Annotated in this window: 18 protein-coding genes; 9 read left to right on the forward strand and 9 right to left on the reverse strand. The window is 63.6% G+C overall.

Translation table 11 applies throughout. The features are described 5' to 3' along the window. Window positions 1-283: 283 nt before the first annotated feature. Both U5A57_RS10655 and U5A57_RS10660 read left to right on the forward strand, forming a co-directional pair. Window positions 284-1,405 (forward strand): porin, encoded by a 1,122-nt coding sequence (locus U5A57_RS10655; protein ID WP_321910629.1) that lies wholly within the window; start codon window positions 284-286, stop codon window positions 1,403-1,405. Window positions 1,406-1,479: 74 nt separating this feature from the next. Continuing rightward, entirely contained in the window at window positions 1,480-1,833 is a 354-nt protein-coding gene (locus U5A57_RS10660) for a BON domain-containing protein (RefSeq protein WP_321910630.1), read from the forward strand. Between the two features lie 92 nt (window positions 1,834-1,925). On the opposite strand, the gene U5A57_RS10665 is transcribed toward U5A57_RS10660, so the two are convergent. The 3 genes from U5A57_RS10665 to U5A57_RS10675 form a co-directional block, all read right to left on the reverse strand. Continuing rightward, the gene (locus tag U5A57_RS10665) at window positions 1,926-3,350 is read right to left on the reverse strand and encodes an aldehyde dehydrogenase family protein (RefSeq protein WP_321910631.1); all 1,425 of its coding nucleotides are present in this window, start codon (window positions 3,348-3,350) and stop codon (window positions 1,926-1,928) included. A gap of 148 nt (window positions 3,351-3,498) precedes the next feature. After that, the gene (locus U5A57_RS10670; RefSeq protein ID WP_321910632.1) at window positions 3,499-4,788 is read right to left on the reverse strand and encodes an MFS transporter; all 1,290 of its coding nucleotides are present in this window, start codon (window positions 4,786-4,788) and stop codon (window positions 3,499-3,501) included. Window positions 4,789-4,825: 37 nt separating this feature from the next. Further along, on the reverse strand, window positions 4,826-5,818 hold the full coding sequence (locus U5A57_RS10675) for a nitronate monooxygenase (protein WP_321910633.1): 993 nt from the start codon (window positions 5,816-5,818) through the stop codon (window positions 4,826-4,828). 250 nt (window positions 5,819-6,068) lie between these two features. Between U5A57_RS10675 and U5A57_RS10680 the strand changes: the two genes are divergently transcribed. The 7 genes from U5A57_RS10680 to U5A57_RS10710 all read left to right on the forward strand — a co-directional run bounded on the left by U5A57_RS10680 (window position 6,069) and on the right by U5A57_RS10710 (window position 12,696). Continuing rightward, window positions 6,069-6,887, forward strand: coding sequence for an enoyl-CoA hydratase/isomerase family protein (locus tag U5A57_RS10680; RefSeq protein WP_321910634.1), 819 nt, complete (start codon window positions 6,069-6,071; stop codon window positions 6,885-6,887). Between the two features lie 121 nt (window positions 6,888-7,008). Beyond that, complete coding sequence (locus U5A57_RS10685; RefSeq protein WP_321910635.1) at window positions 7,009-7,761, forward strand: 3-oxoacyl-ACP reductase FabG; 753 nt, start codon at window positions 7,009-7,011, stop codon at window positions 7,759-7,761. Window positions 7,762-7,803: 42 nt separating this feature from the next. Further along, window positions 7,804-8,952 (forward strand): acyl-CoA dehydrogenase family protein, encoded by a 1,149-nt coding sequence (locus tag U5A57_RS10690; RefSeq protein ID WP_321910637.1) that lies wholly within the window; start codon window positions 7,804-7,806, stop codon window positions 8,950-8,952. Window positions 8,953-8,961: 9 nt separating this feature from the next. After that, the gene (locus U5A57_RS10695; RefSeq protein ID WP_321910639.1) at window positions 8,962-9,462 is read left to right on the forward strand and encodes a MaoC/PaaZ C-terminal domain-containing protein; all 501 of its coding nucleotides are present in this window, start codon (window positions 8,962-8,964) and stop codon (window positions 9,460-9,462) included. Between the two features lie 14 nt (window positions 9,463-9,476). Continuing rightward, the gene (locus tag U5A57_RS10700; protein WP_321910640.1) at window positions 9,477-10,271 is read left to right on the forward strand and encodes a citryl-CoA lyase; all 795 of its coding nucleotides are present in this window, start codon (window positions 9,477-9,479) and stop codon (window positions 10,269-10,271) included. Between the two features lie 70 nt (window positions 10,272-10,341). After that, window positions 10,342-11,535 (forward strand): acyl-CoA dehydrogenase family protein, encoded by a 1,194-nt coding sequence (locus U5A57_RS10705; protein WP_321910643.1) that lies wholly within the window; start codon window positions 10,342-10,344, stop codon window positions 11,533-11,535. 9 nt (window positions 11,536-11,544) lie between these two features. Beyond that, window positions 11,545-12,696: an acyl-CoA dehydrogenase gene (locus U5A57_RS10710; RefSeq protein WP_321910645.1), complete on the forward strand. Its 1,152-nt coding sequence runs from the start codon at window positions 11,545-11,547 to the stop codon at window positions 12,694-12,696. 117 nt (window positions 12,697-12,813) lie between these two features. On the opposite strand, the gene U5A57_RS10715 is transcribed toward U5A57_RS10710, so the two are convergent. The 6 genes from U5A57_RS10715 to U5A57_RS10740 all read right to left on the reverse strand — a co-directional run bounded on the left by U5A57_RS10715 (window position 12,814) and on the right by U5A57_RS10740 (window position 21,625). Next, the gene (locus tag U5A57_RS10715) at window positions 12,814-13,551 is read right to left on the reverse strand and encodes an SDR family oxidoreductase (RefSeq protein ID WP_321910647.1); all 738 of its coding nucleotides are present in this window, start codon (window positions 13,549-13,551) and stop codon (window positions 12,814-12,816) included. Between the two features lie 35 nt (window positions 13,552-13,586). Continuing rightward, window positions 13,587-14,384, reverse strand: coding sequence for an isocitrate lyase/phosphoenolpyruvate mutase family protein (locus U5A57_RS10720; protein WP_321910649.1), 798 nt, complete (start codon window positions 14,382-14,384; stop codon window positions 13,587-13,589). A gap of 28 nt (window positions 14,385-14,412) precedes the next feature. After that, a complete protein-coding gene (locus U5A57_RS10725) occupies window positions 14,413-15,588 on the reverse strand; it encodes an MFS transporter (protein WP_321910650.1) in 1,176 nt (391 codons plus the stop codon). 126 nt (window positions 15,589-15,714) lie between these two features. Further along, on the reverse strand, window positions 15,715-17,193 hold the full coding sequence (locus U5A57_RS10730) for an efflux transporter outer membrane subunit (protein WP_321910651.1): 1,479 nt from the start codon (window positions 17,191-17,193) through the stop codon (window positions 15,715-15,717). Next, a complete protein-coding gene (locus U5A57_RS10735; RefSeq protein WP_321910652.1) occupies window positions 17,190-20,378 on the reverse strand; it encodes an efflux RND transporter permease subunit in 3,189 nt (1,062 codons plus the stop codon). The genes U5A57_RS10730 and U5A57_RS10735 overlap by 4 nt, the downstream gene beginning before the upstream one ends. Continuing rightward, window positions 20,375-21,625, reverse strand: coding sequence for an efflux RND transporter periplasmic adaptor subunit (locus U5A57_RS10740; protein ID WP_321910654.1), 1,251 nt, complete (start codon window positions 21,623-21,625; stop codon window positions 20,375-20,377). Before U5A57_RS10740 ends, U5A57_RS10735 begins: the two co-directional genes overlap by 4 nt. Window positions 21,626-21,761 lie beyond the last annotated feature (136 nt).

Genomic DNA, 21,761 nt, shown 5'->3' on the forward strand with positions numbered 1-21,761 from the left:
GGGGGGCGGCGTCGAGCGCTTGGCCTGCCCTTGGCGCTGGGGCGGAGGAAATCGTGTCAGAAAAGCTGGCTCGGGCGGCCAGCGCCGCGCCGACAGGGTTGGCGATCCGTGCAACGGTCGCGTCCCGCGGGTATTCCAGCCCCCTCACATCAGGTAGGTTTTTGCCGAGTGCTCCCTGAAACACTGCTGTCAGACGGGGCCGGTGCGCCGTAAAAGGGGCGCGCCGGAGGCGTCCGCTTTACCCGATTCCATTCGATGCGGCAAACATAAAGAGGAGACATGCATGCGAGGTTTCAGCAAGGGCAAAGGCATTTGCGGCGTTACGCTGGCCCTGGTGGCAGGCAGTGCGGCGGCGCAGTCGAGCGTCACGCTGTATGGCGTGGCGGACACGTTTTACCAGTACCTCGACAACGGCGGCAAGCATTCGTATTCGATGCGCAGCGGCGGCAACACGGGATCGATGGTGGGCCTGAAGGGCAACGAGGATCTCGGCAACGGCGTGAAGGCCGTATTCGATCTCGAGAATGGTTTCAACGTCAACAACGGTACTTTCTTCGCGGACTCGACCGCGTTGTTCTACCGGCAGGCGTGGGTCGGCCTCGCCGCTGACAAATATGGTTCGCTCACTTTCGGCCGCCAGTATCAGCCGACGTTCTGGGCCGTCTATCCGACCGATCCGTTCCGCGCCAACGAGATCCTTTCTCCGCTGTCCGCAGCGGTGCTGGCGGTCGACCGCAACACGCTTTCGACGCAGTCCCCGACCGGGCGCACGAGCAACTCAGTGCTCTACAAGTCGCCAAATGTCGGAGGATTCCAGTTCTACGGCATGTACGGGCTGGCCGCGACGGTCACGCAGCCTGTGCCTGAGAGCATTGGCAACACGCTCGATCTGGCCGCGACCTATTCGGGCTATGGGCTCTACGCCGCCATCGGGTATCAGTTCCAGCATCCGGGCACGGAGACCGTGCCAGGCCTGCCTGCCGCGCTGAACCTCGTCGGTACCGAGCACTTCCTCGGCGCGCTCGGCTACCGCATCGGCATTGTGAATCTGCAGTTCAACTATTCGTACAGCAAACCGAAAGACCCCGCTGCGCATTCTTTGGTCGCGCTGCTGGGAACGGCCAGGTCGAACAGCATCATCGAGTTTGGCGCGACGATCCAGGCGAGCGCGGCCGACACCATCGAGATTGCCGGAATCGAGCGCGACGTGCGCGGCGTGCACGACAACACGATCGGCGTCCAGATCGGCGCGGACCACAGTCTCTCCAAGCGCACGTCGCTGTATATGCGCGCGGGCTACCTGAAGAACAATGGCCAGGCGACGATGAGCTGGCCGGGCATTTCGGTGACGACTGCAGGCACGAATCAGACGCTCGTCGTGCTCGGCATGACCCATCGTTTCTGATTCGGGCAAGTGAGGACTTCTGCCGCTTTGCGCGGCGGGGGAAATTCCAGAGCCAACCACAAGAAGAGACCTACATGAAATTCCATCGAATTGGCGGGTGCGTCGTGGGTGCGTTGATCGTCGCCGCGTCGCTTCACGCTCACGCGCAGAGCAGTGGCGCCGCGCCGGCTGTCGTTGCGTCGGCGGGCGCGTCTACGCCGGTGCAGGCGAAGGCCGCAGACAGGGCATTGCGAAAGCGCGTGCTGACTGCGCTCGGCAAGGCAAAGGGACTCCGTGCCAGCGGCGTGACGGTGCGGGTGAACAATGGCGCCGTCACACTACAAGGATGGGTGCCGGAACAGGCACAGATCGAGCGGGCCGCTGACATCGCGCAGAGCGTGCCTGGCGTGACAGCGGTGAAGAACGAGTTGACGCTGTCGACATTCTGATCGGTGCGTGCGTCATGCGCTGACGCAGCGAAGGGCGAAACGACGAACGGGACCGCGAGGTCCCGTTTTTCATGATCAGTGATCCTGATGAGTCACGCCGACGTAATCGACTTGCACTCGAGGAATTCCGCGAGACCGGCTGCGCCGAACTCGCGCCCGTTACCCGAGCGCTTGTAGCCGCCGAATGGCGCAGCAAGGTCGAACGACGCGCCGTTGATCAGCACCGTACCGGCGCGCAGCCTTGCAGCGACGCGCTGCGCGCGGGCCGGATCGCCCGATGCGACGTAGGCGGCAAGGCCATATTCGGTGTCGTTTGCGATTTCGATAGCCTGCGCTTCGCTCGTGTAGGGAATGATCGAGAGAACCGGCCCGAAGATTTCCTCACGGGCGATCTGCATGTCGTTGCGCACATCCGCGAACACGGTTGGCTTCGCGAAGAAACCCCGTTCGATGCCCTGCGGGCGGCCGGGTCCGCCTGCCACGAGGCGCGCGCCTTCGTCGATGCCGGTCTGAATCATGCGCTGGACTTTTTCGTAGTGCGAGCGGTTCGAGATCGGCCCGAGTTTCGTTGCCGGGTCGTCGGGGTTGCCGACCGCAATCGCGTTTGCCACACCCGCCGCAATCGCGACAGCCTGCTCGTAGAGGCCCGCTGGCACCAGCATGCGGGTCGGCGCGATGCAGGTCTGGCCAGCGTTCATCATGCATTGCATGACACCCGTCGCCACGGCCGTCTTGAGATCGGCGTCGTCGAGAATCACGAGCGGCGACTTGCCGCCAAGTTCCTGTGTTACGCGCTTGACCGTCGGCGCGGCGTTGATCGCGACTTCGACGCCGGCGCGCGTCGAGCCGGTAATCGACACGACGTCGACCGACGGATGCGAGGCGAGCCGCGCACCAACGACGCTCCCTTCGCCGAAGATCATGTTGAAGACCCCGGGCGGCGTGTCCGCTTCATGCATGACTTCCGCGAGCATGATCGCGTCGAGCGGGGCGATTTCCGAAGGCTTCAGGACGACCGTGCAGCCCGCGGCGAGGGCGGGCGCGACCTTGGCCATGATCTGGTTCAGCGGCCAGTTCCACGGCGTGATCAGTGCGGCGACGCCGATAGGCTCGCGCACGACGACGCTCCTGCCATGGTCGGTGCTGAACGCGAAATTGCGCAACGTGTCGATGGCCGCGTTCAGGTGGGCGAGGCCGAGCGGCGCTTGCAGAGTGCGTGCGAGCGTGATGGGCGCGCCGATCTCCTTGCGTACCGCCTGTGCCATGTCTTCGAGACGGGTCTGATAAATCCCGGCGATGCGCTCGAGCAACGTAATGCGTGTCTCGCGGCTCGTGGCGGACCAGGCGGGGAACGCCGCCCGTGCCGCACTGACGGCGCGATCGGCGTCGGCGCTCGCGCCCATGGCGAGATAGCCTGCCGGTTCCTCCGTCACGGGGTCGACTCGTTGCAACGGCGTCGCGCCGTCGAGCGGCTCGACCCATGCGCCGCCGATATAAAACTGCTTGAGCGTATTCAAGGCGTACTTCCTTGTGGTTTGAGAAAAGAGGGCATGCGCCGCCGCTTTGCGCGGATGCAAGGACAGGACGCGAAGTGCAGGCGTGTCGATCGCCCGCAAGCGATCGACACGTTCAAAGAAGGGGCGCGTGCGGTGCGCGGCCGGCGAGTCAGACCGCCGCAGCGACGGCGACCGAATCGAGGGCTTGCCTCGAACGATCGGGATGCAGCCAGCGCAACGACACGAGCGCGGCGACCACGAGCAGCACGGCGCCGAGGGCGAAGCCAAGCTCGTAAGCCTGTGCTGCGCTGCCGCTGCGCGTCTGCACGAGGTGGCCCATGACCACGGGTGCGATGGCCGCGCCCAGGCTGGAAATGGCGGTCTGGATCGCAACCAGTGCGCCGCGCTGCCCTGCGGGCACGACTTCGGCGAGCAGGGGCGGTGCGAGCGAAAAACAAAGCGTAGGCAACGCGGCTGCGATCGCGTAGAGCATCACCTTCTGAACCGGCGAAAGCGCAACGAGCAACAACACCGCGTAAAGCAGGCTGCCCGCAACAAATGCGCCCGCAACCAGTTGAGCCCGCGCGCGGCGCGTGGAGATGCCGCGTTCCACCATCCTTTGCGACATCCAGCTCAAGCCGATGTTGATGGGCGAAGCCGTGCCGATGATCAGCGCGAACCAGCGCCCGGAGGCGAGGCTGGAGAATCCCAGGCCTTTTTCGAGGTAGGTGGGCAACCACGCAATCCCCTGGCCAAGCGACCAGTAAGCCGCAAATCCGAGCAGAAGAATCGACAGCACAGAGGGGTCGGTCAGGATGCGCCGGTACGGAAGGCGTTCGCCCTGAGCCGCTGCATGGCCCGCGCGACGCTGTGCGTCGAGCGGCCCTTCTCGTCCGAAGCAGAGCCACAGCACGCTCCACGCCGCGCCGATTGCCGCGAGCAGCAGGAAATTGCTGCGCCAGCCCCACATCCGGGTGATCGCCGGAATGCCGAGCCCGGCCACCAGCAGCCCAAGCACGGCGCCCTGATTGACGACGGCCACCGGCAGTCCGCGCTTGGAGTCGGGGAACCACTTGAAGAGCGCGTGGACCGATGTCGGGAAGGACGGGCCTTCGGCGGCGCCAAGGATCACGCGGCACGCGAGCAAGGCCGAAGCGCTGGTCGTGAGCGCCTGCGGAATCTGCATCACGGCCCAACTGATGCCCATGGCGAGCAGCAGCCAGCGGGTGCGTACGCGATTGGCGAGAAAGCCGACACCAATCGTCGAGGCCGAGAACAGCCAGAAGAAGCTGCCGGCAATCACGCCGAACTGCTGCGGCGACAGATGCAGATCGGCGACCAGCGGCACGGCGATCATGCCGAGCACGATCTTGTCGAGAAAATTGATCAGCGCGAGGGCAGTCAGCAAAAGCGTCATGGTCCAGGCTGAGCGCGGCTCATAGCTGGGGGATTCGGTCATGGAAAGTCCCGGTATCAGGTTAGCGGCGCGACAGAGATCAGGCGTAGCTATCCGACAAGATGTCCGCCGCCTTGTGTGCTGCCCCGAGTACGGTGCGGCACTCCCTGACCATGCGCGACACCAGGTCCTCGCAGGACGGAATATCGTCAATCAAGGCGATCGCCTGGCTGGCGCAAATCAGGCCGCCGTGAACATCGCCGGAACCCATGGCCGCGCGCCCCCGGCTGCCGGCCAGCAGGTGCTGGAGATCTTCGTAGGTGGCGCCGCCGGGGCGATGCTCCATCGCGACGATCTCCTGAGCCACGGCGTTCCGGTAGAAACGGCCCGTATGCTTCAACGTTCTCTTGATGAGGATGGTGTCGCGTTCGTTTGCCGCCAGTAGCGCCTGCTTCACGTTTTCGTGGATCGGCGACTCCTTCGTCATCATGAAGCGCGTGCCGATATTCACGCCGTCTGCGCCCAGAGTCAGCGCGGCCGCGATGCCGCGGCCATCGCAAATGCCGCCAGACGCGAGGATGGGGGCCTTCAGCCGGTCGGCCGCAAGCGGCAGCAGGACCAGTCCCGGCACGTCGTCCTCGCCTGGGTGGCCGGCTGCCTCGAACCCGTCGATCGAAACGATATCGGCGCCATAGCGCTCCGCGGAAAGGGCATGTCGAATGGACGTGCACTTGTGGATGATCGTGATCCCATGTTCCTTGAATGCTTCGATCAGTGCGCGTGGATTATTGCCCGCGGTCTCGACGATTTTGACGCCGCTGTCGATGATCGCGCGAATCCAGTCGTCGTACGTTACGTCTTTGGCTGAGAACGAGAGCGTGAGGTTCACGCCGAATGGCTTGCCGGTGAGTGCGCGGGTCCGGTCGATCTCGTGACGCAATGCATCGGGAGAAGGCTGGGTGCGTGCAGTGACCATGCCGAGGGCGCCGGCATTCGAGACCGCCGCAGCAAGCTCGGCGCGGCCAACCCACTGCATGCCGCCCTGGACGATCGGATATTGGATGCCGAGCCGTTCCGATATTCTGGTTTTCACCGTCTGTCTCCCTCATTTCGTAATCGGACTGATGAGACACGTCGAGTGCGCGCCCCTCCACTGCAATGAGCGTAGCAGCGAGCGGCTGCGCGGTTCCCACCCGCCTGCGGTGGGCCGGCGTGCAAGCCGCGCACCACGTTTCGTGCTGCGTGGCGTTCGCAATGGAGGGCCCCCATTCGCGGGTGGGGAGCGCGGCGGGACGCACGCCAATAATGGGCTCATCGCGTATCGCTGCAGCCCAGGATGCCTTATGAACGCTCGACCAACACCGCTTCGACACGCAACGCTCGTTATCGACGACGGCGTAGCCGTCTTCACGCATCAGCGCCCCGAGGCCCGCAATGCGTTGTCGGCGGAGTTGCTTGAAGACTATTCGGACATGCTCGACGCCGTAGAGGGCGACAGCGGCGTGCGCGTACTGGTTTTGACGGGCTCTGGCGGCAGCTTTTGTGCGGGCGGCGATCTTAAGTCGCTCAAGGCGGCGCGCGCCCAGCCGCCAGACGCCATTCGCCGTCGTGTGATGAACGCGCACGGCTGGCTGCAGCGGCTGCGCAACCTCGAAATGCCGGTGATTGCCGCGGTGGACGGCGCGGCCATTGGGGCCGGCTTTTCCATCGCGCTGGCTGCGGACTTCATCCTGGCGTCGTCGCGGGCGCTCTTTTCCTTGTCGTTCGCCAGAGTGGGGCTCGTGCCCGACCTGGGCGCGGCCTATATCCTGCCGCGCCTCGTGGGCCTGGCTGTCGCGAAGGAACTGGTCCTGACCGCGCGCCGGGTCGATGCAAACGAGGCAAAGCAGCTCGGCATCGTGCATGCGATTCACTCCCCCGAAGCACTCGCCGAGGAAGCCCACGCTTTTGCGCGCAGATTCGTCGCGGGACCACGCGAAGCGATGGGGTTCAGCAAGCGCTTGCTCAACATGAGTTTCGAATCGCCGTACCCGTTGCTCGCCGAACTGGAGGGGGCGACTCAGGCCCTCGCTTCCAGCCTTGCTTATCACACCGCGGCGGTCACCGCGTTTCTCGAAGGCCAACCGCCCGCCTACGACTGGGATCGCCAACGCGGCGCATGAACAAGGGCGGCATGTGCGCAACGCCGACGCGACGTCATCCCGTTCGCATTCGCGACGACAAAACGAGCCCGCCATCGAGTTTCGGCGGCCGGCAGCAGACAAATAGGGAGGAGCAGACAACATGGATCTCGGATTAGCCGGAAAGGTGGCGCTCGTCACGGGCAGCGGCCGGGGGATCGGGGCTGAAATCGCGCGCACGTTTGCGCGCGAAGGCGCACGTGTCGTGGTTTCGGATATCGACCTCGCTGCCGCCGGGCAGGTGGCCGCCGCGCTGAACGCAGGCGGCGCGCAAGCCATCGCGGCGCGCTGTGACGTGTGCAGCAAGGACGAGGTGGCGAAGATGGTCGCGAACGCCACCGAAGCCTTCGGCGGTGTGGATATTCTCGTCAACAACGCCGGATTCAATAAGGACCGCTATCTGACGAAGATGGACGAGACCGAGTGGGATGCCGTCGTCGATACGATCCTCAAGGGCGCGTTTCACTGCAGCCGCGCCGTGTTGCCAGGCATGATGGCGCGCAAGTGGGGGCGTATCGTCAATATCTCGTCACGCTCTGTGTTCGGCAATCCTGGGCAGACAAACTACAGCACGGCCAAGCTCGGGCTGGTCGGCTTCACGCGGGCGCTCTCGCTCGAGCAGGCCAAATTCGGCATCACGGTGAACGCCATTGCACCGGGCTTCGTTGAAACCGAATTGATGCGCGCCAACCCGACCTACGAAACGCTGCGCGATACGGCGGTCGCAAAGAATCCCGTCGGCTTCCTCGGCGCGCCCGACGATATCGCCTCGGCCACCGCGTTCATGGCCTCCGAGCGTGCACGCTACATCACCGGCGTCACGCTGTACGTGACAGGCGGACGCTTCTCTTCGTGATACGCCACGCGCGCATCAAGCTATTGAACAGGATGACTACCGATGGACTTCGAATTCGACGCGGATCAGATCACGCTGCGTGACAGCATTCGCCGTTACATGCGCAAGGAAGTGGCGCCGAGGATCGACGCGTGCGAGAAAGCGCGCGGCATCCCGCTCGACCTCCTTGCAGGCGTCAGCCAGTTTGGCTATATCGGCGGATTGTTGCCGGAAGAGGCGGGCGGAATGGGCCTCGACTTCGTCACGTGGGCGATGATGCTGGAGGAGGCCGGTTACTTCTGGGGCTCGTTGCGCACGATCGTCAACATCACGAACGTGTTCCTGCGGCTCGTGAGCGAATACGGCACGCCGGAACAGAAGACCCGCTTTCTCGAGCCCGTTCTCGCTTCGCAAAAGGCCGTGTGCGTGGCGTTCAGCGAGCCGAATCACGGCTCGAACCCGGCCGGCGTCGAAACGCGGGCGCAAGACAAGGGTGACCACTACCTGCTCAACGGCAGCAAGCTCTGGATCACCAACGGCGTCGCGGCCGACTACGTCATCGTGCTCGCGCGGACATACAGCGCGACGTCGGACGGCGGCCACACGCTGTTCCTGCTCGACAAGTCGGTCACCCCGATCGACGCGCGCCTGGTCGACAAGATGGTGCTCAAGGCTTCCGGTACGTCCGAACTCTTTCTGGAAAATGTTCGCATTCCAAAGGAAAACAGGCTAGGCGACGAAGGAAGCGCGCTCAAGTCGATGGCGATCGGCCTCAACTACGGCCGCATGAATATCGCCATGGGTGCGGTCGGCGCGGCACAGGCGGCGCTCGATCTGTCGATCGAATACGCGAAAACACGCAAGCAGTTCGGCAAGCCCATCGGGCAATTCCAGCTCGTGCAGAAGCATATCGTCGACATGATGGTTCGCACCGAAGCGGCGCGCGCGCTCGGCTACAAGGCGGCGGTCTCGCTGCAAAAAGGGCTGCCGTCGCGAGTCGAGTGTTCGATCGCGAAGCTCTACGCGGCGGAGGCGGCGCACGAAGTTGCGCGCATCGCGATCGCCGTGCACGGTGGTCTCGGCTACTCGACCGAGTACCCGCTCGAGCGGATTTTCCGCGACACGAGCGGCGGTGTCATTCCGGAAGGAACAGCCGAAGTGCAGACGCTCATCGTGGGCCGCGAAGTGCTCGGCATGTCGGCGATCACCTGAGGAGCCGCGATGACAACGATGAACAGCGTGCATCCCGGCTCGCTTGGCGCCATGCGCTACTACTGGGAAGACATGGAGCCGGGCCTGCAGTTCGAGACATCGAGCCGGACCGTGACAGAAGCGGATGTCGTGAGCTTCGCCGCGCTGAGCGCCGACTATAACCGCGTGCACGTGGACGCCGAGTATGCGGCAGGCACTTCATGGGGCAAGCGTATCGCGCACGGCATGCTGGTCGCCTCGATCATGTCCGGGCTCAATACGCGCACGATCGTCAACCAGCTGCTCGAGCCCTCGCTCATCGGCATGCTGGAGGTGAGCTATCGCTTCCCTAAGCCCACGCTGATCGGCGACACCATCAAGGCGCGGATCGAAGTGACAGGACGGCGCGAAACGTCGAACCCTGCGCATGGGATCGTCGAATTTCGCCGCGTGGCCATCAACCAGCACGGCGACGCCGTGTGCGAGTGCCAGGTGAAGATGATGGTCGGCAGGCGGCCGGCCGCCAATTGAATACGGAACGCATCATGATCAAGACGGAAATTGGCTACACCACGATCGACAAGATCACCGTGCGCGGACGCGACCTGTCGAACGAGATTCTCCCGACGATGGACTTCGTCGACACGATGATGCTGACGATCCTGAACCGCGTGCCGAGCGTAGAGGAGAAGCGGATGATCAATCTCATCCTCGTGACCGCTTGTGACCACGGCCTCACGCCTAGCGCGATGAGCGCACGCCTGACCTACCTCGGTGCGCCCGAGGCGATGCAGGCGGCTGTTGCGGCAGGCCTGCTCGGCGCGGGCAGCGTGTTTCTCGGCACTACGCAGAATTCAGCCGAACTGCTGATCGAAGCGGCGAGGCATCTGGCCGACAATGCGAGCGACGAGGCGATTCTCGAGTGCGCACGCGCAACCGTGCAGCGGGCAAAGGAAAAGAAGCAGCCGATCTATGGCGTGGGACATCCGATCCACGTGAACGGCGACCCGCGTGTGCCGACGCTTGCTGCGGTGTCGCGCGAGAACGGCTTCTTCGGCAAGCACTGGCGGCTCATGTACGCCATCGAAAGCGTGTTCCGCGAGGAGCTGGGCAAGTCGCTGCCGATCAACGCGGTCGGTGCGATCGGCGCGATCATCGGCGACATGGGCCTCGATCCGCTGCTGGCGCGCGGCTTCATGCTCGTGGGGCGCGCGGCAGGGTTGATCGGCCACCTCTATGAAGAGCGGCAGAATCCGGTCGGGCAGTCGCTGTGGGATCTCATTCTGAACCAGGACCCGCGCAACGAGATCCCAGTGCGCGCGCCGAAAAACGCGCGCTAGCGCAAGGCAGGCCGCCCGACAAGCGAGCGCAAGTGTCGAGTGTCGGCGCGCAATGAAAAGAGGAGTGCAAATGAGACTGAATTATTCGGCGGAAGACCTTGCGTTTCGCGACGAGGTCAGACGTTTTGTCCGAGCAAACTTGCCGGATTCGCTTCGCAACAAGGTGCTGGGGCACCATCATCTCGGGCGCGACGAGCAGGTGCAGTGGCAGAAAATCCTGCATCAGCGCGGCTGGGGCGCGCCGGGCTGGCCAACGTCGCTTGGGGGCACCGGATGGACGACGTTGCAGCGGCACCTGTTCGAAGTGGAATGCGCGATTGCGGGAGCGCCGCGGCAGTTGCCGTTCGGCCTGAGCATGATCGGCCCTGTTTTGATCAAGTTCGGCAACGAGGCGCAACAGAAGCGCTTTTTGCCGCGCATCGTTTCGTGCGACGACTGGTGGTGCCAGGGCTACTCGGAGCCCGGCGCGGGTTCGGACCTGGCCTCGCTGAAAACGCGGGCGGTCCGCTCGGGCGACCACTATGTCGTCAACGGCCAGAAGACCTGGACTTCGTTTGCGCAGCACGCGAACTGGATTTTCTGTCTGGTGCGAACCGATCCGCAGGCCAAGCCGCAGTCCGGAATTTCGCTGCTGCTGATCGACATGAACACACCGGGCATTACCGTGCGCCCGATCACGACGTTAGAAGGGGCAAGCGACGTCAACGAGGTCTGGTTCGACGACGTCAAGGTGCCGCTCGAAAACCTGGTTGGCGAAGAGAACGCTGGCTGGACCTACGCGAAATATCTGCTCGGCCATGAGCGCACCGCGATTGCGGGTCTTGGCAATTGCCGTCGCGAGCTTGGCTTGCTGAAAGCGTTTGCGAGCCGGGTGCAGCAGGGCGGCGAGCCGTTGATTTCCGATATCCGCGTGCGGGAAAAAATTGCGCGAATCGAAATGGAAATCATGGCGCTCGAGATGCTGCTGTTGCGCGTCGCCACCGAGGCGCGCAGCCGGACTGCGGGGCCGGAGGCTTCGATCCTCAAGATTCGCGGCTCGGAACTTCAGCAGGAGATTTCGGCGCTTCAGCTCGACGTCATGGGCCCCGACGCGTGGCCGTATGCGCCCGCGTGGCTCACGGGCGACTTTGACGGCTGGACGCCCTCGACGCTCCACGGCCCGGGGGCGGCAAGCAGCTATCTGGAAATGCGCAAGCCGACCATTTATGGCGGCACGAATGAAGTGCAACGAGAGATCATCGCGAAGGCGATCCTCGAACAGTGAGGCATCCACATGGACTTTTCCTATACCGAAGAACAGCGCCAGCTGTCCGATAGCCTGCGACGCTTTGTCGAAAGCCGCTATACCGTCGAGCATCGTCGCAAGATCGCGCGAGAGCACGACAGCTTTTGCCGGGACGCGTGGCGCTCGTACGCCGAGTTCGGCGTGCTCGGGTTGACCATACCGGAGGCCTACGGCGGCTTCGACGGCAAGGCGACCGACACCTTTGTCGTGCAGTACGAGGCCGGTCGCGCGCTGCTGCTGGAGCCGATCATCGCGAGCAGCGTGGTGAGCGCGGATCTCTTCGCGCAATACGGCGGCGATGCGATGAAGGAGGCCTGGCTGCCCGCACTCGCCGACGGCAGCAAGATCGTCACGCCGGCCTGGCAGGAGCGCAACGCGCGCTACGGTTTCGATGCTCCGCAAACCAGGGCTTCGGCCGTGGAGGGCGGCTACCGGCTCGACGGTTGCAAGCTCCACGTCTGGCATGGCGGCGTGGCGGATGCTTTCATCGTTCCCGCATGGAATGCGGCGGTGGAGGCCGTCACGCTGTTCGTCGTACGGGCCAGCGCGGCGGGCGTGACGGTTCGCACGTATCCGACCGTGGACGGCCAGAGCGCAGCCGAAGTCACGTTCGAGTCGGTGTTCGTCGTGCCCGGAGATGTCCTCGGCGACCCGCGCGCGGGCGTCGAGATGCTGCAGGCTGGGCTCGATCGCGGCATCGCGGCGCTGTGCGCGGCTTCAGTGGGCGCGATGGACAAGCTGATCGAGGCGACGGCCGAGTATCTGCGCACTCGCAAACAGTTCGGACAACCGCTCGCGGCATTCCAGGCGCTGCGTCACCGTCTTGCGGAAATGCTGGTGCAGAAGGAGCTTGCACTCTCGATGGCGCACCTTGCGGCCGCGGCGATGGAATCGGCGCCATCGGAACGGCGCAAGATGATCTCGGCGGCGAAAGTGATCGTCGCGAAGGCGGGGCGCTTCGTGGGCCAGCACGCGATCCAGCTGCATGGCGGCATTGGCGTGACGGCGGAACTCGTGGTCGGCGACTACTTCAAGTTCCTGATGGCCGCGGGGCAGCTGTTCGGCGACGCCGATCACCACATGGACGCATTCGCGCGCTTGCCGTTTGAGGAGTCGGCCGAGGCGGCCAGCGTGGCGTGACGCCATGCGTGACACGATGCCGGCAACACCGGCATCTCGTGCGTCTGTGCGGCATGCGCTTTCGAGCTTGAAGACCCGTTGCACGCATGCCGCCCATACCGAAGCCTGTGTGGCCGCTCAAGCGTTGGCGCCGCCGTCAACGGTGAGCGTGGCGCCCGTCACGTAACTGGCGTTGGCGCTCGCGAGGAAGACCACGGCTTGCGCAATGTCTTCGCCCTTGCCGTAGTCGCCGGTAGCCGTCAGCGATTTCAGCGTCGGTCCGAACGGACCTTCCACCGGGTTCATGTCGGTATTGATGGAGCCGGGCTGGACGAGATTTGCGGTAATGCCTTGCGGGCCCAGTTCTCTCGCCAGCCCCTGGGTGAACGCAACAAGCGCGGACTTGGAACTCGCGTATACGCCGAGCAGCGAGGCCGGGACCCGGTCGGCGAAGTAACTGCCGATTGAAATAATCCGCCCTCCCGCCCCCAGGTGGGGGATTGCGGCCTTCGCGGCCACGATAGGCGCGCGCACATTGACGTTGAGCGTCGCGTCGATGTCTTCGAGGGAAATATCCTTGACATCGCCCATCCGAAGAATACCGGCGTTGTTCACGAGGATATCGAGCCCACCTAATGCTTCGACGGTCTTCTGCACGGACGCCTGGACTGCCGACGCATTGGCGCTATCCGCCTGGATGGCGACACCGCGCCGGCCTTCCGCCTCGATCGCCTTTACAACGCGCGCGGCCTGCTCTGCCGACTTTTCATAGGTGATCGCCACATCTGCGCCCGCGGCCGCTAGTGCCTTTGCGATTGCAGCACCGATACCGCGGCTTGCTCCGGTGACCAGAGCGCGTTTGCCATTGAGTGTCATTTCAATCTCCATTGCGTGATGGTTGATACAGTCAGTTATGCGAAAAGACCTTGGATCTCGGAATACGGCAGGGGATGGCTCTCGAGAGCTTCAAAACGGCCGCTTTCCAGAAAGTCTTGTGCGAGGGTCTTCGCCTTCGCGAGCACGGCTTGCGAAATGGCGCTACCCGCACTTAAGCGCCGCACGCCCAGTTTTCCGAGCGTCGTTGCGTCGGCGAGTCCTGGTACGGCCATGACGTTAAGTGGCAAGCGAATGGCGCCGACAATCGTTTCGATATCGGATGACCGCGCGAGCGCCGGAAGGAAAAGACCGTCCGCGCCGGCTGACGCATACAGGTTGCCGCGAGCGATCGACTCTTCCGGCTGCTTCGATGGTTCAGCGAGCCGTGCAAGAAATACGTCGCTGCGCGCGTTGACGAAGAGATCCGAGCCCGATTTCGCAACGGCATTCCTGATCGCCTCGATCTTCAAGGCGAGAAGCGATGCCGGGTCTGTACCGTCTTCGATATTGATCCCGGCGACGCCAAGATCCACTAGCCGCATGACATGGCCTGCAACGGTTTTGGGATCGTCTGAATAGCCATGTTCGATATCGACCGACAAAGGCACGTTCAGCACGCGAATCATGCGTCGAACGCAAGCCGCGACCTCGTCGAACGGCAGCATGCGGCCGTCCGGGTATCCCAATGCCCATGCAAAGCCCGCGCTGGTCGTGGCGATTGCGGGGGACCCCAACGCCTCGATGAGACGTGCACTGCCGGCATCCCAGGCATTCGGCAGCCGCAGCGGCGAGGTATTGTCGTGCAACTGACGGAATGTGTTTGCGTTAGACATGGCTCTTTCCTTGTATCGGGATGGAAGCTCAAGCCGCTACTGCGCGCTTTGCCGGGTTCGCAGACGCTGCAATGCGCCGCGTTGCGAGTTCGGAAACGAGAATCGCGATGACCACGGGAATGCTCGAGAGGTAGCCCAGGTTGTGACTGCCGATGACCGGGATCACGGCGGCGCCGAGCGCGCCCGCGATGGAGACACCCACATAAGTCGCCGAAGTATTCAGGCCTACCAGCACGGCGGTCATCGGCGGATTCAGGCTCGCAAGGCGGAACTGCTGCGGCACCAGCACGCCCCATGCACAGGCGCCCCAGATCGTGACAGCGATCGCTGCGCTCCAGAGGTGTGCTCCGGTGATCGGCATGGTGAGAATGACGATTGCAACAATGGCCAGCTTGATCATGACGACCTTGTGCGAACCGATCCTGTCGAGAATTCGCCCCGTCAGCAGATTCGAGCAGGTTCCCGCCAGGCCCCAAAGCACCAGCAGTCCACCGAGCACCGTGGCGCTGTGACCAGTGGCACGGTCGAACACGACGGAGAAGTAGCTGAAGATGATGAAGGTGCCGATCTGGGCCAGCACCGTCGTCGTGAGCGTGAGTCCCACGCGGGAGTCGGTGAGCGGAGACAGGCGCTTGCTGAGGGAGATGGCCGGCGGCAGCGGCACTTCAGGCAAGAACGCCAGGATGCCGGCGAATGCGGCCGCGCCGAGTGCGGCGACGAGTACGAGCGTCCAGTGCCAGCTGGCGAGGCCGCCGATCACGGCGCCGATGGGCGAGCCCAGCGCGGTAGCGGTCGTCAAACCCGCCACGATGATGGACAACGCATAGCCACGACGCTCCGGCGGCACGAGCGATGCGCCCGTTCCGCTGGCAGTGGGCGAGAACATGGCAGCGCCCAGACCCGCGAGAGCGCGTGTGGCCAATGCGATGCCGAGATTCGGCGCCACGATGGTGCCGAGATTGGCGATCACGAACAAGCCGATGCCGCTGAGCAGCAGACGCTTTCGTGCGACGTTCGCGGCGAGCGCTGCAATGGTTGGGCCGAGCAGCGCATAGCTCAGTGCATAGACACTGATGAGCTGGCCCGCAGCGCCGATGCTGACGCCAAACGAGTGCGCGATTTCAGGCAGGATGCCCGCGAAGACGAAGCTATCGGTGCCGAGCGCGAACATGCCGAGTGAGAGTGTTAGAAGACGGCGATCCATGTCGACTTCTCCAGAAAAATGAGAACGTTAGTCTTGTGACGAAACTATAGGGAAGCCGCCTGGATCGCACTACGGGCCGCAAGCAGGAAGCTGTTCCCCATAAACCGGTTAAGTGGTGTCTGCGGCTTAGTTGGCCTGAGCCATCTGCTGGTGCGGGGCATCCCATCCGCCTCCCAGCGAGCGGAACGTTCGTACTGCCGCGCGGGCGGCGTCGGCCTTCGTTGCGTCGAGATCGTCGCGCGCGTCGAGAAGTTGCCGGTCGGCGTCGAGCACATCGGTCAGCGTGATCGAGCCCGCGCGATACGCTTTCTCCGAAAGGTCGCGCGCCTTCGTCAATGCATCGACTTCCTGTTGAATTTCCTGCGCGCGAATCTCCGTTTGCGAGAGCGTCATCAAGGCGTCTTCGACGTCTTCGGTCGCTTTGAGCGCGGCCTCGCGATACTGCGCCAGGGCTTGCGCGTACGCGCCGCGCGCATTCTTGACTTCTGCGTCCACCTTGCCGAAATCGAACAGACGCCATTGCAGCGCGCCGGTCCCGACCGGTTGGAACGACTTCGCGCTCAGGAAGTGGCTGGCCGAGATGCTGTCGAATCCCAATGCGCCAGAGAGCGAAATCTTCGGATAGTAATCGGCGATTGCGACGCCGATGGCTTCGTTCGACGCCGCCAGATGGCGCTCCGCGGCGATGATGTCAGGTCGACGCCGCAGAACGTCCACGGGCTGATCCGCGCTGCCAATGGCAGGCACGTCGGGAATGGCACCAGGGTTGGTGGCGAGTTCCGCCGCATAGGTCCCAGGCTGCGCGCCCATCAGCACATCGAGCCGGTTCAATTGCGCTTCGAGCGCCACGCGCAAGGTCGGCACGGTGGCACGTGCGCCACGCAGCAACGCTTCAGCCTGAGCGACTTCGCGTTCGTCGGACGCACCTGCTTGTTTGCGCGCTTTCACGAGTTCCAGCAGGCGCGCGTCGGTATCCACCTGATCCTGGGTAACGGCCAGCTCCGCCTGCAGCCCTCTGATTTGCAGGTAGGCGTCGGCCGCGTCGGCGGCAACCGTCACGCGCGTTCCGAGTTGCGCGGCTTCGGCGGCCTGCTCTTCGTCGGTGGCTGCCGCGTGCGCGCGCCGCAGTCCACCGGCGAGGTCGATTTCCCAGCTGGCCGTTGCGCCCGCGATGTACTCCTTCTGATCGCGGCTGTAGTTGGGGAATGCGCTCGCAAGGGCGCCAAGCGGGCTCTGCACGCTCTGGTGTAACGCCGTGTACGACGCGTTGGCATCCACCGTCGGCAGCAGCTGGGCACCCGCTGCCTGGGCCGCGGCGCGCGACTGGACGACGCGCGCCATCGCGGCCTGAATATCGAGGTTTTGATCGAGCGCCCGTTGCACCACCTTGAGCAGTTCGGGGTCATTGAACCCGGTCCACCAGCTATCGAGGCTCGGGGCCGGCAACGTCGTTTGCCGGTCGGCCACGATCTTCGCGTTGTGAAACGGCGCCATCTCCGTAGTGGGCGCAACATAGTTCGGCCCGACAGCACAGCCCGCAAGAAACGCGCTGACGATCAGACTACCCACGAGCGCTTTCGAAGTCCTGGATACGAAGCCGTTCATTTCACTTCTCCACTGCGAAGTTGCCGCAAGGCAGCCGTGCCTTTCATGCCGAGCTTGCGAACGAAGGCGTAAAACGCCGGGGTGAAGGCGAGCCCGAAGATCGTCACGCCGAGCATGCCGAAGAACACCGTTGTGCCGAGCGATTGCCGCATTTCCGAGCCTGCGCCGCTGGCAATGGCGAGCGGCGCCACGCCCGCGATAAAGGCAAACGACGTCATCAGGATCGGGCGCAGCCGCACATGGGCCGCATGGGTGGCGGCGTCCTCGGCATCGACCCCGTCTTCCTCCTGGCGCTGTCTCGCGAACTCGACGATGAGGATGGCGTTCTTGGCGGCCAGTCCAACGAGCACCACGAAGCCAATCTGCGCAAGAATGTCGATGGGCATGCCTCGCATGTTCAGACCGATGGCCGCTGCGAGCAGACACATCGGCACGATCAGGACGATCGCAAGCGGCGTTTTCCAGCTTTCATATTGCGCGGCGAGCACGAGGAAGACGAACAGCGCCGACGCCGCGAAGATCACGAGCGGCGACATGGTCTGCTCTTTTTGCTGGTGGGCGAGATCGGTCCACTCGTACGTGATGCCGTTGGGCAGGACCTGTCCGGCGAGTTGTTCCATGTGTTCGATGGCTTCGCCCGACGAGAATCCGGGGGCGGCGGCCCCCATGATTTCCGCTGCGGGGTACATGTTGTAGCGCGGCACGCGATACGGCTGGGTGGTATTCCTGAACGTCGCCACACTGCTGATCGGCACCATGTCTCCCATCGCGTTGCGCACCTTGAGTCTGCCGATGTCGTCAGGTGTCCTCCGGAACGCTTCATCGCCCTGAACCCGCACTTGATACGTACGTCCCATGAAGTTGAAGTCGTTCACGTACTGCGAACCTAAGTAAAGATCCATCGTGGAAAACACATCCGTGGGGGTAAGGCCGAGCTTTTCTGCCTTGAGGCGATCGATGTCGGCGTAGACAGACGGTGCGCCCGCGTTGTAAAGCGTGAACACGCCGCCGAACACCTTGTCCTTGTTGGCCGCGGCCACGAGGGCGTGCGCGGCGTCGGCGAGCGCCTGCGGCCCCAGTCCGCCACGGTCTTCCAGCATCAGCTTGAAGCCGCCCGCCGCGCCCAGCCCCTGCACGGGCGGCGGATTGACCACGACGACCACCGCGTCCTTGACACCCGCGACGCGCTTGCGCAGTTCGATCAGTGTCGACGCGGCATTCACGCCGGGAACATGCTTGCCGTACAGCGAAGGCAATCCGTAGAACAGCGTGCCCACGTTGGGCGCGATCGTGCCCGTCGTAACGTCGAAGCCCGACACGGGCGACGTGTGAGTGACGCCCTTGAGTCCCGGCGTTTCGAGCACGATGTCGTTGATCTCGCGGATCACCTTGTCGGTGCGGTCGAGACTCGCGCCCGGAGGCAGGAACGCGATCACAGCCTGATAGCCGATGTCCTGCTCGGGAATGAAGCCGGTGGGCATTCTCGACATCTGCAAGGCCGTCGCGCCAATCAGACCGGCATAGACGATCAGCATGACGGTGGTCGCGCGAACGAAGCGGCTCGTCATCTTTCCGTACCGCGACGACAGCCAGTCGAACGAGCGATTGAACCGGCCAAACACCGCATGATGGAGGCGGCTCAGCACAGTCGAGCCGCCGTGCGGCTTCTCCATCTCGTGCGGCTTGAGCAGCACCGCGCACAGGGCAGGGCTCAGCGTAAGCGAGACGAAGCACGAGATGACGGTGGAGGCGGCGATCGTGATCGCGAACTGCTTGAAGAACAGCCCCGAGATGCCGGACATCAACGCAGTGGGCCCGAACACCGCACACAGCGTGAGCGCAATGGCGATGATCGCTGTCGAGACCTCGTCCATCGTTCGATGGGCGGCTTCTTTCGGCGACATGCCGAGCGCCATGTTGCGTTCGACGTTCTCGACCACCACGATGGCGTCGTCCACGACAATCCCAACCGCGAGCACCAGTCCGAACAGCGAAAGGTTGTTGATCGACGCGCCGAACAACGAAAGGACGGTGAACGTGCCGACCAGCGAAACCGGGATCGCGACAACGGGGATGATCGTGGCGCGCCAGTTCTGCAGGAACAGATACACCACACCGACTACCAGCAAAATGGCGATGCCGATGGTTTTGGCTACCTCGTGAATCGACTGGGAAACGAAAGTAGTCGGGTCGTAGATCTTGATGTAGTCGACGCCGGGCGGAAAGCGCTTTTTCAGCTCGGCCATTTTGGCCCACACGTCATGCTCGACCTGCACGACGTTCGCGTCGGGCGTGGCGATGACGAACCACGGCGTGGCGGCGTACCGGTCGGCATACGCCCTGGAACCATAGTCCACGGAGCCGAGTTCGACACGGCCGATATCGCGAATGCGTGTGACGCGTCCCTGTGCATCGGACTTGACGACGACGTCGCCGAACTGCTCGGGGGTCGAGAGACGGCCGAGCGCGTCGATGTTGATCTGATACGCGCCCGTCCCGTTGTTCGACACCGGAGGCTGATTGAGCACCCCGGCGGAAACGGCGGCGTTCTGCGCGCGAAGCGCGGCGAGTATTTCGCTGGCGCTGATGTTGTACGAAGCGGCTTTGTCCGGATCGATCCAGATTCGCATTGCGTACTGCCGCTCGCCGAACAGCTGAAAGTCCGACACGCCCGGCAAGCGCGCGATCTGATCGCGTACCTTGAGCATGTAGTTCGACAGGTATTCGGGACTGCGGGAACCGTCGGGCGAATAGACGTGCACGCCAAGCAGCAGCGCCTGGATGGTCTTCTTCACCTGGACTCCCTGCAACTGCACTTCCACAGGCAGGCGCGACAGCGTGTCTTCCACACGGCTGCGTGTGAGCAAGAGGGCTGTGTTCGGGTCGGTGCCGACCTTGAAGATCACCGTGATCGTCAACTGACCGTTGCTGGTCGATTGGCTCGAAATGTAATCCATGTTCTCGACGCCATTGACGGACTGCTCGAGCGGCGTCGCGACGGTGCGCGCAATGGTGTCGGCCGACGCACCCGGATATGAGGTCGTGATCTGAATGGTCGTGGGCACGATGTTCGGATACTGGGCCACAGGCAGCTTCACCATGGTCGCCAGTCCAATGAGTACAGCGAATATGTTGAGCACCGCGGCAAAGCGCGGGTGCTCAATAAAGAAGTGAGTCAGTTTCATGATTTTGCTCCTTCGTCGCCGTGCTTTGCCGAGAACCGGATCGATCCTGCGTGCGGGGAAATCTTCGAGCCGGGGTGGACCGCGGGAATGCCGTCGATCACGATCCGGTCGGTCGGCGCAAGCCCGGACCGGATGACGCGCAGACCGCCTCGCAGGTCGCCGACCTCCACCTTTCTGGGCGTGGCCACGTTGTCTTCTCCCACGACGTACACCATGTGGTCCGTTTGATCCTCGAGCACGGCGGCATCGGGAACGAGCAGCGCCGGTTGCGGCGCAGTGGTCGCGAGGCGCAGGCGGGCGAAGCCGCCGGGCGTCAATGAGAGGTCGCCATTCGGGATCGTTGCGCGCGCATGGATCGTGCCGCTGGCCCGATCGAGCGTGTTGTCGATAAAGTTGAGTGTGCCCGTACGCGTGTACCCGCTGTCGCCTGTCGGCGAAAGCGTCACGGTGTCGGCCAGGGGGCCGCTCTGGTTTTCGCGTGAGCGCTGGAAGGCGGCGTAGTCGCTTTCGCTGATATCGAAATCGAGGTAGATCGGGTCCAGCGAAACGATGGTCGCAAGCAGCGTTGTCGGGCCCGTGCCGGCGCGGCTGCCGGATACCAGATTGCCCGTCGACACGAGGTGCGTGCCGATGCGGCCGGTGAACGGCGCCGTAATCTTGCAGCGGTCGAGGTCGAACCTTGCGTCGCGAACGAGGGCGTTCGCGTTGTCGACGGCCGCCTGTGCCGCGCGCTGCTCGGCGACTTTCTGGTCGACGTTCTCGGCCGTTCCCGCTTCCGAACGCTGCAGTTCCTGCGCTCGGGCCAGTTCCCGCGTGGCGAGTGCCAACCGGGCGTTTGCGGATTCGAGTTCGGCCATCGCTTCGCTCAACTTGATCTGATAGGGCTCCGGGTCGATTTCGAAAAGCAGATCGCCTTGGTGGACGATGTCGCCGTCCTTGAAGTTGATCCGTGTGAGCGTGCCGCCGACCTGGGCACGCAATTCAACGCGATTGACCGCTGAAAACTGGCCGAGAAACCCGAGCCGGCCCTCGATATTTCGCTGGAGTGGCGCGCTGATGCTCACTGATGGAGGAGGCGAAGCGGCAACGGGCGCGGCACTTGACCCGTGCATATGAAACGCCGTGGCCGCGGCGGCGACGATCACGACGGTGGCAACACCTTTACCGACCCATCGAACGGAGCCGGACGTCGCCGAGCGCCGTGGAGTCGTAATCTCCACCTCGGTCTGATCAATTCGGTTATTCATGGCATTCCTAAGTGTTTGAACAGGCTGCACGACGAACAGAGGTGTCGCAGTTTGCCCGTCGGATGATCAATGTTTGCTATCTGGTATGACGATAGCGGGGTGATCCGGAGTGAGGCAGCGATCCGGGGTGACTTCC

The sequence above is a fragment of the Paraburkholderia sp. J11-2 genome, assembly GCF_905220185.1.
Classification (GTDB): domain Bacteria; phylum Pseudomonadota; class Gammaproteobacteria; order Burkholderiales; family Burkholderiaceae; genus Paraburkholderia.

Coding starts and splice junctions, on each gene's coding strand:
- U5A57_RS10710 (WP_321910645.1), top strand. CDS start 11,545: ATGGACTTTTCCTATACCGAAGAACAGCGCCAGCTGTCCGATAGCCTG.
- U5A57_RS10695 (WP_321910639.1), top strand. CDS start 8,962: ATGACAACGATGAACAGCGTGCATCCCGGCTCGCTTGGCGCCATGCGC.
- U5A57_RS10740 (WP_321910654.1), bottom strand. CDS start 21,625: ATGAATAACCGAATTGATCAGACCGAGGTGGAGATTACGACTCCACGG.
- U5A57_RS10660 (WP_321910630.1), top strand. CDS start 1,480: ATGAAATTCCATCGAATTGGCGGGTGCGTCGTGGGTGCGTTGATCGTC.
- U5A57_RS10655 (WP_321910629.1), top strand. CDS start 284: ATGCGAGGTTTCAGCAAGGGCAAAGGCATTTGCGGCGTTACGCTGGCC.
- U5A57_RS10700 (WP_321910640.1), top strand. CDS start 9,477: ATGATCAAGACGGAAATTGGCTACACCACGATCGACAAGATCACCGTG.
- U5A57_RS10685 (WP_321910635.1), top strand. CDS start 7,009: ATGGATCTCGGATTAGCCGGAAAGGTGGCGCTCGTCACGGGCAGCGGC.
- U5A57_RS10725 (WP_321910650.1), bottom strand. CDS start 15,588: ATGGATCGCCGTCTTCTAACACTCTCACTCGGCATGTTCGCGCTCGGC.
- U5A57_RS10680 (WP_321910634.1), top strand. CDS start 6,069: ATGAACGCTCGACCAACACCGCTTCGACACGCAACGCTCGTTATCGAC.
- U5A57_RS10715 (WP_321910647.1), bottom strand. CDS start 13,551: ATGACACTCAATGGCAAACGCGCTCTGGTCACCGGAGCAAGCCGCGGT.
- U5A57_RS10730 (WP_321910651.1), bottom strand. CDS start 17,193: ATGAACGGCTTCGTATCCAGGACTTCGAAAGCGCTCGTGGGTAGTCTG.
- U5A57_RS10720 (WP_321910649.1), bottom strand. CDS start 14,384: ATGTCTAACGCAAACACATTCCGTCAGTTGCACGACAATACCTCGCCG.
- U5A57_RS10670 (WP_321910632.1), bottom strand. CDS start 4,788: ATGACCGAATCCCCCAGCTATGAGCCGCGCTCAGCCTGGACCATGACG.
- U5A57_RS10735 (WP_321910652.1), bottom strand. CDS start 20,378: ATGAAACTGACTCACTTCTTTATTGAGCACCCGCGCTTTGCCGCGGTG.
- U5A57_RS10705 (WP_321910643.1), top strand. CDS start 10,342: ATGAGACTGAATTATTCGGCGGAAGACCTTGCGTTTCGCGACGAGGTC.
- U5A57_RS10690 (WP_321910637.1), top strand. CDS start 7,804: ATGGACTTCGAATTCGACGCGGATCAGATCACGCTGCGTGACAGCATT.